Here is a 13,219-nt window from a genome sequence, read left to right as displayed (position 1 = left end):
ATTTTGAATCTGACGAGATTGATTTAATCTCAATCGCTCCGGTCATAAGACCATCGCGTTTATACTCACTCGTTGTTCAGTTTTCAAAGATCAAACTTCGTTTCGTTACCGCCAGTGTTTCAGCAGCAACTCTTATATTATATCAAGTCCGACTCAGTTTTGCAAGCTTTTTTTAAATCTATTTTTCAGGCTTGCTGTCCAACGCTTAAAGCGATGTTTTCTTGGCCGGAATTAGAATATACCATGTTTATAATTCTATTGCAAGCTTTTTCGACAAAAAATTTATATCCTCATTTATTCCATTCCCCTGGATCTATTCGTGGCACGCTGCAAACCATGCATAACCTTCATATATACTATCAAACCGTCTACACTTGTCTCCAAGCACGTCTTAAAGGTTAGAGTAACTTCCCTCCTTATCGGGGTGCGCCTGCTCGTTCGAGCAACAGGAATCCACACAGCATTCCCCAATTATTTTCTACAACAACTATATATTCCCCCCATCCACACATTTCTTTGCGTTATATATAGATACTTTTCAATTTTGCCAAAAATAAAAAAGCCCTCATCCGCTCTAAAGCAGACAAGGGCAAACCATTCAACTCATCAATTACTTAACTTACTCGGCACCGAGGAATGCGAACCGGCACACCACGATGATGGCCAGCACCCACATCAGCCAGTGAACTTTCTCTTTGCGCTTACCGAAGATGTTGGCGAAAACCGCAAGAATTACATAGGACAGGATTCCTGCCGAAATCCCGTTGGCGATCCCGCCGGAGAACGGCATCAGTACGATGGTCAGGAAAGCCGGGAAAGCTTCAAAAAAGTCGTCCCACTCGATGTGGCGAACCTGGCTCATCATCAGCACCCCGACGATGATCAGTGCCGGCGCGGTAGCTGCCGAAGGAACCACCAGCGCGAGCGGAGCGATGAACAGGGACAGCAGGAACAGAACGCCTGTAGTAATAGCCGTCAAGCCAGTGCGTCCGCCTTCCTCAACGCCTGCCGTGCTTTCTACAAAGGAAGTGATCGTGCTCGTACCCAGAACAGCACCGGCGCTGACGCCGACCGCATCGACGAGCATCGCTTTACCGACGATTTTCTCGCCTTTCTCTTTATCCTTCATGATGCCCATCCGGGTTGTCGTACCCACGAGTGTTCCAAAGGTGTCAAACAGCTCCACGAACGTGAAAATAAAGACGATATCGAACAATCCGATGTGCAGCGCGCCCTTCAGATCCAGATCTCCGACAGCCAGGTTGGAGAATGAAGGCAGCCAGTTGGCATGGGACAAGCCGCTGAGGTCCGTCACGCCCATTGGAATGCCGATCAGCGTCGTTACGATAATGCCGATCAGGAGTGCCCCTCTTACTTTCAGCACCATCAGAATGGCGATAATCAAAAGTCCGATCAAAGCAAGCAGCGCATCTTTATGTGTAAAGAAATCGCTTAGTGCCAGGTTGAAGCTTCCGCCGCCGATCGGTTTGCTGATATCGGTACCGGCGTTCACCGTGATCGAGATCAGGTTGGCGAGCTTAAAGCCGATGATGGAGACGAACAAGCCGATACCAACCGTAATGGCGGTTTTAATGTTTTTCGGAACGGCGACCATCAGCATTTGCCGGACGCGCGTTACCGTCAGAATGATAAAAATAATACCCGAAATAAATACGGCGCCCAAAGCAGCCTGCCAGGTAATTTGACCATTGGATCCAAGCACGACGGTCATAAAATAAGCGTTCAGACCCATACCCGGCGCCAAGGCGACCGGGATATTGACAAACAATCCCATCAGAATGGTAACGAGGCCCGCGCCGACTGCGGTGGCGAAAAACACGCCTTCATGAGGGATACCCGCACCGTCCGGCCCGAGAAACAGATTGTTGACGAACAGGATGTACGCCATCGCCATAAACGTCGTGAGACCGGCGATCATTTCTGTTTTTACATTTGTGCCGCGTTCCTTTAATTTAAAGAACCGTTCCATTTTCAAATAATCCCCCTTAGAAATTTGAGTCAGAACGACAAAAAAGCCCGGCAGACCGCAAAGCGACCACCGGACATTATGAATGAAAGAAAGAGATATCCCGCCAGCATCAGCTTGGACTTACCATGGTCAAGGCAAGCTGCGCTGCGAGTTGGACATCATCTCTTCTAAATTCGTAGCCAGATCATTACGGTGATCTCGTAGAGACTCCCGGGCCAATTCCCGGGATTATACGAAAGAACATATGTCGTTTCTCACATCATTCATTGTATGGAGACAAGCTTCACTTGTCAACAGAAAAAACGAATAATCGAGAGTGTGACATGATTCAATGTTCGGAAATTTACATAATTCTCCCATGGAACGATGGCGCCTTACACAGAACATTTTCTCTAACTAGATAGATTGAACTAAAGTTTTGCATTGAACTTCCTGTTATAACGGCCCACTGCGGCCCTGTAACGTTCATTTCTTTAGTTCATTCTATATAGGGCTTAGCTTTTGGAATCGACCCGGAAATTATGTAGAAAACAAAAAAAAGACCCGCACCTGCCTAAGCAGATACGGATCTTGAACCTTGAAAAGGATAACGAATAACCTTACTCCCACTCGATCGTGGCCGGCGGCTTGGAGGTGATATCGTACACGATGCGGTTAACGTTCTCCACCTCGTTGACGATACGCACCGAAATTTTCTCCAATACGTCCCACGGAATGCGGGCCCAGTCGGCGGTCATGCCGTCGATCGAAGTTACCGCGCGGATGCCGACGGTATACGAATACGTACGTGCGTCACCCATGACGCCCACGCTCTTCATGTTCGGCAGAGCCGTGAAGTACTGCCAAATTTCCCGGTCAAGCCCGGCTTTGGCGATTTCTTCGCGCAAAATGTAGTCGGAATCCCGAACGATCGTCAGCTTCTCTTCCGTCACTTCGCCCAGCACGCGGATCGCAAGGCCCGGACCCGGGAAAGGCTGGCGATAAACGATTTCATCAGGCAGACCGCATTCCTCGCCGACTTTGCGGACTTCGTCCTTGAAGAGCGTTTTGAGCGGCTCGATCAGTTTAAATTTCATATCCTCCGGAAGGCCGCCCACGTTATGGTGCGACTTGATCGTCTGAGCCGTTGCCGTTCCGCTCTCGACGATATCCGTGTACAGCGTTCCTTGTGCCAGGAAGGCAAAGTCGTCAAAACGCGCAGACTCTTCCTCAAACACGTAAATGAATTCGTTGCCGATGATTTTCCGTTTTTGTTCCGGATCATCCACGCCGGCCAGCTTGGACAAGAAACGCTCGCGGGCGTCGATTTTGACAACCTTCATATCGAATTTGCCTACAAAGGTATCCATTACGCTCTCGGCTTCGCCCTTGCGCAGCAGGCCGTGGTCGATAAACATACAGGTCAGCTGATCGCCGATCGCCTTGTGGATCAGCATCGCAACGACAGAGGAATCCACGCCGCCGCTCAGCGCGCACAGCACTTTCTGGTCACCGACGGTTTCGCGGATTTCACGAACCTGATCCTCGATAAAGGATTCCATCGTCCAGTTACCCTCACAGCCGCAAACTTCATAAAGGAAGTTGCGGATCATTTCGTTGCCGTTCACGGAGTGGCGTACTTCCGGATGGAACTGCACCGCGTACAGCTTCTTCTCGCCATGGCTCATCGCCGCGATCGGAGCCGACTCCGTACCCGCGTCGAGCTGGAATCCGGACGGAAGCTCAACGACATGGTCCCCGTGGCTCATCCATACGACCTGACGGTTGTCCAATCCCTGGGTAAGCGTCGTGTTTGGTTTGAACTCAAGCTCTGCTTTTCCGTACTCGCGTTTGTGCGCGCGCTCCACTTTGCCGCCGAGCTGCTGCGCCATCATCTGCATGCCGTAGCAAATGCCGAAGATCGGCAGCCCCAAATCGTACACAGCCGGGTCCACATGGGGTGCGTCTTCCGCATACACGCTAAGCGGTCCGCCGGAGAACACGATACCCTTCGGGTTCAGCTCCCGGATCTTCTCGATTGGCGTGTTAAAAGGCAAGAGCTCGCTATATACTCCCAGATCGCGGATGCGTCTTGCGATTAATTGGTTATATTGTCCCCCGAAATCGAGGACAACGATGATTTCATTTGGCTTATTCATTACCGTGCCTCCCTCAATTAATGAAATCAATTATACGCAACGATAATTCATACCGTCAAGGAAGCCGCAGCACCTAAGTTATACCAGCCTGCCGGCGATCAAAAGGCATCTTCGAAGGAAAGCGCTCCCTTGGCTGCGGCTTACGGGAACCTGACCATAAGCTATCTTTTCCCATTCCGCGGCAAAATCGTACATTTCTTTGCGCATCATTTCATCATCGACCTGTAGGGACTGCACGTATTCCCGAACGGTGGCCCCCGGCGGAGCCGCGCCATAGCGGCGGGTAATGCCCTTCCAGGCCGGAAGCGCCGCCCGGAGCAGCTGCTCCTTGCCCGGAAAGGTCCGCCGCGATAAATACACCAGGCACCACAGCCAAATCAGGCCGCGATACATCCAGACGCAGCGGACGGCGGCGGCCAGCAGCAGAGCGGTGGCAGCTGCTCCAACCGCGATCCACGCATGCTTGGCTAACAAAGACGCGATCCCGAGCGTGATGTTCTTCAACTGGAGGGCGGCACGAACCCAGTCCCAGGTCCCCCCTGAATGGACGTCCTGTGCCTGGACCGTTCCGCTGTCGGAAGGCAGCACAAATCCAGGCGTCGGGTCGAACGGAATCCAGCCGGAGCCGGGGAAATACACCTCGACCCAGGCGTGAGCGTCGCCTTCGCTGATTTGATAGCGTCCCGGGTGGCCGCTGTCCTCTTTTCCCGGGGCAAATCCCCTGACATACCTTGTTGGAATTCCCTCGCTTCGCAGCAGTACCGCCATAGCGGTCGAAAAGTGGTTGCAGTATCCTTTCCTTGTCGTAAACAGAAAGTCATCCACAAAATCCTCGCCTTGGGGCGGAACGCGGGTATCCATCGTGTAGGCATAGTAGGTTTTCAAATAGTCCTCCACCGCGACGACCGCGTCATATCGCGTGAGCGACGCCGACGTAATCCGGTCCGCCAGCTGCTTCACGCGTTCGGGCAGCTTGTCCGGCAGCTGAAGGTATTCGTCCTTCACCCGCGCCGGATCCGCGCCTGCATCTTCCCGCAGCACCTGAGGATCCACGGCGGGAATGTCCGCCTTGATCCGGTAGCCGTTCACCTCCGGCACGCCCGAAATCAGCGGCACCTTGACCGTTCCCGCATCTTCGTCGGCGATCACGGTCAGGGACACCGATTTCCGGCTCGACTCCAAGTCGAGCACCTCGGCGATGGGGCCGCCGGCAAAGAGAGGGAAGCTCTCGGTCATGGGACGGCTGAACATGATTTGCTGGGTAACGGTCCGGTACTCGGCCATCGGAGCTGCCAGCTCCTCTGCTTCCGGGTCCGAGCCTTCAGGCCGGACCGCGCCCGGAATGAACAGGGTGCGGGAATTGGCCTCCTGACCGGTCCATTTACGGCCGTCATAGAGGCTGAGCGTTTCCCCGCGCCAATATGTAGGGACGGGGCTCTCCGCTTCAAAATAGAGCCGCCCGCCTTGGCTCAGGGGCATTCCCATGTCCTGATCGTCCCCGCTCAGGTTGTAGCCCGTCACGGCTGTGGCTGAGGCGTCGCCGTAATTGTCCCGGATCCAGGATTCCAGCCGGCCGGCCGCCTGCTCCAAGGATAACCTCCCCGGAGGCTTGGCCTCGGCCGCATATCCCAGTCCCCAGCTGCCGCCGAGGACCAGGAGGGACAACAGGCTGAGCGACACGATCCAGGTGCCGTACACCTTGCCGCCAAACCTCCCCGACGTATCGCTCTCGCGCAGTTCGGACAAATGCAGCATCCCTTGAAGCAGCAGCAGCAAACCGCAGGTGCGGATCATATCGGCGTAAATATGGATGCCGAGCAGCGTCTCAAGGCATATCAAGTAGAGCAGGGTGGCCGCGGCGAACAGAAAAATGCTGCGCCGCGATAGGGCGAGCGATTGCACGGAATAAACCAATAAGGACCAGCCGACGATCAAAACCAGCGTCCGGGTCTCAGAGCTGGTTTCGGCAAAGTGCCCGGTGGACAGCAGCAGCAGAATATCATCGCGGCATTGCGATATCCAGGAAATCAGCCAGCTAAAGGGCTGGCCCTCTCCGGAAACGTTAAACCAAGCGGCGCCGACCAGCACGATGTACACCGGGAGGGTCAACGTCCACCTCGCCAGCAGGGTTCCCCACAGCAGCAGAAGCGCTGTCAGCCACAACAGCGTCGTCATAAATCCGTCGTCCGCGGAACCCGTCAGCGGCCGGAGCGGAATGAGCCATTCGGCGAACAGCCCCATAAAGGGCAGAGAGAGGATGAGTCTGTACAGAAGCGGATCCGTACGTTCCTCCATCTATACCGCCCCCTCTCCGGGGAAGTTCGACTCCACGTGACCGACGCGGGATACGCGGCCGCCGTGCACGATAAATACACCTGCCCCGAGACGCGAAAGCAGCGCCGCCCGGCGGAACAGGCCGGGATCGTGAACCGCCGTAGCGTACGATGCCGAATCGCTGCTGTCGTTTCTTTCCGAAGCGCCTGCGCAATAGATATCCACATATCCCCCGGAGGAGATGATTCCGGATACGGCGCGGAGCAGCTCGTCGGTCAGATAGCCGGTGACGACGGCCGTTCTTTTGCCTTTCAAGTTCCCGGCGGCTTCCTGAAGCTGTGCAGGCAGCGGCATGCCGCCGGCCAACGTCAGTCCCGACAGGGCTGCGAGCATGCCGGTGATCTCTTGCCCGGTCTCCTGCCTTGACGCAGGGCCGGGTTCTCCGGCTTCTCCCGGCATATCGGTACGGAGCCCGGAGCCGAGCAGAACCGCCTTCTCGCCGGCACGTCCGGCTTCAACGAGCAGCCCTGCCGCCGTCGATACGGCGGTCTCGAACCCCCGCTGCGCGGCCTCGCCGCTGACGTCGCCTACCCGGGCGCCGTCTGGCATATAGCCGCTGAAGGAGCGGTCGATCATGACCGCGTAAGAGGACTGCTGCGCCTCCTCCGGCAGGCTCGTATGCAGGCGGCCCCACCGAGCAAGGTGCTTCCAATGGATACGGTTCGGCGGATCCCCCGGAACATATTCCCGCACCTCCATCCCCTTCATGCCGTCCGCAAACCGGGGAGGCCGGAGACTGACCTCTTCGCTGGATGACAACGAAGCCGCCGGCCGGCATTCCTGTCCGACGGGCAGCGGCTCCGGCAGCACGATAAACCGGCCTTCTCCCTTAACGACCTTCCTTCCCTGGAACCAGCCGAACAAGCCGCCCCATTCCAGCGCACAGGCTTCAAACCCGTAATGCCCCCGCGGAAGAGCGGGAACCTCATAGCGATACGTTAAGGAGCGCCGAAATCCCGGAAAAAGCACGCGGCGGAAGCTCCCGCCAGTATAATAATCCTCCACAGCCATCCAGGGGAGGGGCAGCGGTGAGCGGAAATGAATCCGCATGGTCACGGGCACGGCCTCCCCTGACGGAATCAGGCTTTGGGGCAAGCTGCGTTCCACCTGGATTTGCCGGGGGCCGAGCAGCTGAACCAGCATGCCGCCGGCCAGCACCAGGCAGGTCACAAACATCATGAACCATAAGGCTTCGCCTCCGTGCAGCCGGTACATGGCCACCAGACCGCCCAGCACGGCAAGCCCGATCCCCCATTCGAGGACCCGCCGCATCATAAGCGGCCTCCTTTGCGGGAGTGAACGGGCAGCACCAGCTGCTGCAGCAGCTCCCGGACCAGCTCCTCCCCGCTGGCCCCCGCAAGAAGCGCGGCATGGTTCAGCATCAGCCGGTGAGCAAGGACCGGCACGGCGGTATCCTTGATGTCATCCGGGATGACATAAGAGCGGCCGGCCATATAGGCCGAAGCCTGGGATGCGTTCATCCAGGCCAGCGTCCCCCGCGGGCTGATGCCGAGCTGGACGTTCGGATGCCGGCGCGAGGCGTCGGCCACCTGGACGAGGGCCAGCTTGATGGACTCGTCAACGAAGACGCCGCGGACGGCGCGCTGCATGTTCGCCATTTCTTCCGCCAGCATGACCGGCTTTATGGCGTCCAGCGGATGCTCCAGCTGCATTCGCGTCAGCAGCTCCACCTCCTGAGCCGGCTCCGGATACCCCAGGCTCAGCCGCATCATGAACCGGTCCATCTGCGCCTCAGGCAGGCGGTAAGTCCCTTCGAAATGCAGCGGGTTTTGCGTCGCCAGCAGCAGGAACGGACGCGGAAGCGGATAGGTGGTGCCGTCCACGGTCACCTTCCGCTCTTCCATCGCCTCCAGCAGGGCGGATTGGGTCCGGGGCGAAGCCCGGTTGATTTCGTCCGCCAGCACGATATTGGAGAGAACCGGCCCGGGCCGGAACTCGAAGCTGCCGCTGTGCGGATGGTATATCGAAGTGCCCGTTACGTCGCCGGGCATCAGATCGTATGTGAACTGGATCCGGCCAAACGTGCAGCCAAGGCAAGCGGCGATGGCCCGGACCAGCATTGTTTTACCTACCCCTGGAACATCCTCCAGCAGAATGTGGCCGCCGCTAAGCATGGATATTAGGGCAAGGCGTATTTCCTTTTCTTTACCGACGATAACGGATCCGACGCGCGATAAGACGCGGTTCAATAATTCCGGGGCAACATCATCATGAAACACCGATGGAGTCGACATAGTAACAACCTCCGTTTCCAATCATGGCTTGTTCCCGTCAAAACAGGGAATCTATCAATATTCTCTCCATGTAGAAAAGGAAGTAGACCTGCCGCACCGGCTCATTTTTTAAGAGTGATGAAATCCTCTGCAAAAATCGTAGATTCGCTCCATTGGGCACCCAAACCGTTAAAATACAGTGACCCGCCGCTCCTCTTCATTAACCGATGCCGTGATTCCGGCATATCCGGAAGCTTCAAACAAGCTGCGCAGAGGCACCCACAGCGATCCATTGACCGTCAGCACCTGCAGCGTCGCCCTAGAGACCACCTGATTGCCCTCCACCGCCTCCAGCCTGCCCGTGTCCGCATGGATCCGGAGCGAAACCGCGGCGTCCGCCGACAAGGACGCGACCCAGGCCGCCCCGCCCGAATCCCAGACCGTACTGCCCCCAATCCGCTCGGTCAGCGCGCGCAAAGGCACCATGTAATGTCCGTCAACGATGCTGTACTCTCCGGTATCCAGCGTGGTCTCGAGCCCGCCGACATCCAGGCGGAGCGGTTTGCCAGGCTCGAACAATGCGGCATTCTGCGCAATATGCGACTGAATCCAGGCGGCGCTTGGCGCGCTTCGCTTCAGTCCGCGGGCTGTCGCGTTCACTTTAAATTGAACAGGCGGATCTTGCGGTGACAACACACCGAACTGATATCCGCGGGCCTTGTACCAGCTAATAATTTGCGGGAGGGCCTTCACGCTTTCCGAATGGCCGGGACCGTCATGCATGAGAAGAACTACCTTGCCTCCCGGGACGTCCGTCGTGGCACCCTTCACGATCTCCGCAGCCGGGACATTACGCCGCTTGGAATCGCCGCTGTCCACGTTCCAATCCGTCACGACGTACCCTGCCTGCTGCAGCAGTTTAAAATACGTGTCGTCAAAATGCCCGGCCGTCCCCCCAGGGGCCCTGACCAGCTGCGGCCTTTCCCCCGTGATCAGGCGTATCTCCTCTTCAGTCTCCTTGATTTGGTCCCAGAACGCGGGAAAAGATTGATAGAGTTCGGTATAATTATGGTCATATGTATGATTGCCGATGGCATGGCCTTCTTCGTAGATCCGCGAAATGAGCTGCGGATATTTCTTTACCTGCTCACCGAGAACAAAGAAGGTTGCACCAATCTTGTTTTTCTTTAAAATATCCAGCACCTGGCCCGTTAAATCGCTGGGGCCGTCGTCAAAGGTCAGATACACCGTTTTGGGGCTGACCGGAGCGGGTTTCTTCGTCGTATTGGAGGCAAGCAGCCCCGCTTGGCCCACATGGACCGGATCGGTTTGCCGTCCGATGACAGCAGAACTCTTTTCGCTTGCAGATTCATTGTCCGGAGCCGTCTTGACCGCATTCTGAACCAAGGGCGTTATAGGCTGAAGCAAGGTTCGCCCTTCCCAGACGCTTGCGCAGAATATGATAGCCATCACCGCCAATACGACCCCGATCGATCCCAGAACAACGCTGAATGTCTTCTTCACCATGTACCTTCTACCTCCACTATTTCTATGAGTTCTGCTTTCTGGTAGATTATATGGTGAGAGAAGTGGAAATAGACTTAAGGAAAGCCGAATCTTTCAAGAGCTTAATCATTCTTGCTTCCGGATGGCATTCCATCGGAGTCCGTTGTAACTCGTTGGAGTCCGGTTGTGTGATCTTTGGGGCCCGACCTGAATTGGAGTGAAAACCTTTTGGAATTGTTAAAATGGATTCATTTGATGTTCGAGCAGTACGGCTACCTTGTGCTGTTTCTCGGACTGGCTTTGGAATTTATCGCCCTCCCCTTTCCCGGAGAAACGACGATGGCCTATGCAGGCTACCTGTCCTACGACGGCATGCTTCATTACGGTTGGCTGCTGATTATCGCATTTGCCGGAACGACCCTGGGGATGACCATTACATACTTCATCGGCCTCAAGGCAGGCCTTCCTTTTCTACAGCGCTACGGCAAATGGTTCCTGCTCTCCGAGCATAAACTGGAACGGGCAAGCCGCTGGTTTAACAAATACGGGCAAAGCTTGGTCTTTATCGGATATTTCATCCCCGGCGTCCGCCATTTTACCGGCTACTTCGCCGGCATGATTGCCCTGCCCTTCCGCAAGTTTGCGCTGTTCGCCTACAGCGGAGCGCTGGTTTGGGTCTTGTTGTTTATCAGCATCGGCAAAATATTCGGGCCGCAGTGGAAGTTCGCTTTTCACCTGGTGGAAAAGTACTCCTTCTGGATCGTCGGCGCCGTCATTATCGCTGTTGTCGGGTTTCTTCTCTACCGTTACCGCAAAAAAATGCGCTCGCTGCTGTCCAAACTGCATGTCAGCTGACATGCCGGGACAGTGAACCGCCACGGCAAGGAAGCGATCAGCTCCGTCCAGTGACGTCTTCCCCGCCCGTTCCCACAAATAAAAAAGACGCACGCTGCATGAAATGCAGTGCGCGTCTTTTCTTTTACATCCTAAAAATATAAGTACATTAACCCTCCGCGTTTGCGGTGCTGACGCTTTGTCCTTGAAGCTCGTTCTTGAGCTCGGTGTGCGGCTTCGTTCTCTTGATGAAGAAAGCGAGAACCAGCGCGGCAACACTCAGCCAAGTGGCCACGATGAACGCATAGTTAATGCCGTGAACCATCGAATCGGCGGTCAGCTTCGCCATAGCGGCTTTGTCGGCTGGATTGACCGTACCCCCGGCAAGAACGTCCTTGACATGACTCTTCGTTTCATTGGTCATGACCGTCACCAGGATCGCCGTACCGATCGAACCCGAAATCGTACGAAGCGTGTTGGACATCGCCGTACCGTGGGCGTTCATGTTCCGCGGCAGCTGGTTGAGACCGGCGGTCTGAATCGGCATCATCAGCATCGACATACCGAACATCCGAATCGTATAAATGACGATCAGATGGGCGTACGATGTTTCAACAGTCAAGCGGCTGAATTCATAAGTCATGACCACCGTGATGATCAAGCCGACGACGGCCAGCCATCTTGCGCCGATTTTATCAAAGACCGCGCCGGTAATCGGCGACATGATCCCCATCAGAATCGCGCCGGGCAGCATCATGAGGCCCGATTCGAGCGGCGTGAAGCCGCGGATGTTCTGCAGGAAGATCGGCATCAGGATCATGCCCGCGTACATCGCCATCGTGATAATGACGTTAATGATCGTCGTCAGCGTAAACATGTTGTATTTAAAAATCCGGAACTCCAGCATCGGAGTCTTGGATACGAGCTGGCGCCATACAAAGAGGATCAGACCTACCGCGCCGACAATCAGCGTGGCAATAACGGTCGCGCTTCCCCAACCGTCGGTACCCGCGTCACTGAAGCCATAGAGCAGGCCGCCGAAGCCGATGGTCGACAGAACCACCGACAGGAAGTCGAATTTCGGTTTGGTCACGCTCGTTACGTTCTTCAAGAAAAATACGCCGATTAATGTGGCGATGATCGCTACCGGCAGGATGATGTAGAACAGAACCCGCCAGGAGTGATGTTCAACGATGTACCCCGACAACGTCGGTCCGATAGCCGGAGCCAGAATCATGGCGATCCCCATCATGCCCATCGCAGAGCCCCGTTTTTCGATCGGGAAAATGTTCAGGAACACGACGGTCATCAGCGGCATCAGAATGCCTGCGCCAGCCGCCTGAATGACGCGCCCGGCCATAAGTATCCCAAAGCTGGGTGATATCGCGCATATCAGCGTTCCCAGCGAAAACATCGTCATCGCCGAAATAAACAGCTGGCGGGTTGTAAACCGCGCGATCAAAAATGCCGATACTGGAATCAATACGCCGTTAACCAGCATGAAGCCGGTCGTAAGCCATTGGCCTGTCGTCGGCTGAATGCCCAAATCATCCATAATTTTGGGCAGGGCGATATTCATCAAGGTCTGATTCAAAAATGCCACGAATGCGCCGAGGAGCAGTGCGGCAATGATCGGCCCTTTCCGGATATGCTCCATTGACTGAGCTTGACTGCTATTCATAATTGCTTTCTCTCTCTCCCTTTTGGCTGAAAATCTGAATAATTTGCTGGTGTGTCGCTAGTAAATGGCTTCTGTCCTCCTGTTTGATCTGTAAAAGAGGCAGCAGGCAGCCCATGCTGACTTGCTCGGTCTGCTGTCTAAGTTCATCTCCCTTCTCAGTTATCCGCAGCGCGATCGACCGCCGGTCCGTCTGGAGCCGTCGGCGTTCAACGAGCCCGGCCTTGACAAGCCGATTGACAACCCCGCTGGTGGCGCTGTTCCCCATAAGAATTAAATCTGCCAGCTCAGAGAGTCCGATGTCCGGACGCTCGCGGAGCGTGTGCAGGACAAGATATTGAATCCAGGTGGTCTCAAGGGAATCGGCATGCTTCCAGAAGATTTGGTAAAACGTGAGATTGACCTGGCGAAAAGAGTACAACAGTTCGAGAATTTCTTCTTGAGGACCTAAAATCATTCTTCACCCTGTTTCTATTTCCATCTCTTAATATTTCGCATACGAATT

General features: G+C 55.4%; 9 protein-coding genes and 1 riboswitch. Of the genes, 1 reads left to right on the top strand and 8 read right to left on the bottom strand.

Annotation, left to right across the window (positions count from 1 at the left end; all coding sequences use genetic code 11):
* Positions 1–619 precede the first annotated feature (619 nt).
* The 6 genes from ABID47_RS21405 to ABID47_RS21380 all read right to left on the bottom strand — a co-directional run bounded on the left by ABID47_RS21405 (position 620) and on the right by ABID47_RS21380 (position 10,223).
* The gene (locus ABID47_RS21405) at positions 620–1,990 is read right to left on the bottom strand and encodes an NCS2 family permease (protein WP_354499736.1); all 1,371 of its coding nucleotides are present in this window, start codon (positions 1,988–1,990) and stop codon (positions 620–622) included.
* 156 nt (positions 1,991–2,146) lie between these two features.
* A riboswitch (purine riboswitch) is annotated at positions 2,147–2,246 on the bottom strand.
* Between the two features lie 343 nt (positions 2,247–2,589).
* Positions 2,590–4,128: a glutamine-hydrolyzing GMP synthase gene (guaA, locus tag ABID47_RS21400; protein WP_076175744.1), complete on the bottom strand. Its 1,539-nt coding sequence runs from the start codon at positions 4,126–4,128 to the stop codon at positions 2,590–2,592.
* Between the two features lie 78 nt (positions 4,129–4,206).
* On the bottom strand, positions 4,207–6,423 hold the full coding sequence (locus tag ABID47_RS21395) for a transglutaminase-like domain-containing protein (RefSeq protein WP_354499685.1): 2,217 nt from the start codon (positions 6,421–6,423) through the stop codon (positions 4,207–4,209).
* Positions 6,424–7,737, bottom strand: a complete 1,314-nt coding sequence (locus tag ABID47_RS21390) for a DUF58 domain-containing protein (protein ID WP_354499683.1) — start codon at positions 7,735–7,737, stop codon at positions 6,424–6,426. It lies immediately after the preceding gene.
* Complete coding sequence (locus tag ABID47_RS21385; RefSeq protein WP_163882795.1) at positions 7,734–8,717, bottom strand: AAA family ATPase; 984 nt, start codon at positions 8,715–8,717, stop codon at positions 7,734–7,736. The genes ABID47_RS21390 and ABID47_RS21385 overlap by 4 nt, the downstream gene beginning before the upstream one ends.
* Before the next feature lie 168 nt (positions 8,718–8,885).
* Positions 8,886–10,223, bottom strand: a complete 1,338-nt coding sequence (locus tag ABID47_RS21380) for a polysaccharide deacetylase (RefSeq protein ID WP_354499681.1) — start codon at positions 10,221–10,223, stop codon at positions 8,886–8,888.
* A gap of 207 nt (positions 10,224–10,430) precedes the next feature.
* On the opposite strand from ABID47_RS21380, the gene ABID47_RS21375 reads away from it, so the two are divergent.
* Positions 10,431–11,057 carry a DedA family protein gene (locus ABID47_RS21375; RefSeq protein WP_354499679.1) on the top strand — a complete coding sequence of 209 codons (627 nt, stop codon included), beginning with the start codon at positions 10,431–10,433 and terminating at the stop codon, positions 11,055–11,057.
* Between the two features lie 148 nt (positions 11,058–11,205).
* Here the strand turns inward: ABID47_RS21375 and ABID47_RS21370 are convergent, their stop codons facing one another.
* On the bottom strand, positions 11,206–12,717 hold the full coding sequence (locus ABID47_RS21370; protein ID WP_163882797.1) for a DHA2 family efflux MFS transporter permease subunit: 1,512 nt from the start codon (positions 12,715–12,717) through the stop codon (positions 11,206–11,208).
* Positions 12,710–13,171 (bottom strand): MarR family winged helix-turn-helix transcriptional regulator, encoded by a 462-nt coding sequence (locus tag ABID47_RS21365; RefSeq protein WP_354499676.1) that lies wholly within the window; start codon positions 13,169–13,171, stop codon positions 12,710–12,712. Before ABID47_RS21365 ends, ABID47_RS21370 begins: the two co-directional genes overlap by 8 nt.
* Between the last annotated feature and the right edge of the window lie 48 nt (positions 13,172–13,219).

Source organism: Paenibacillus favisporus (genome assembly GCF_040545415.1).
Lineage (GTDB): Bacteria > Bacillota > Bacilli > Paenibacillales > Paenibacillaceae > Paenibacillus_AQ > Paenibacillus_AQ favisporus.
The sequence above is the reverse complement of the archived record's forward strand: the minus strand, read 5'-3'. Positions and strand labels throughout refer to the sequence as shown.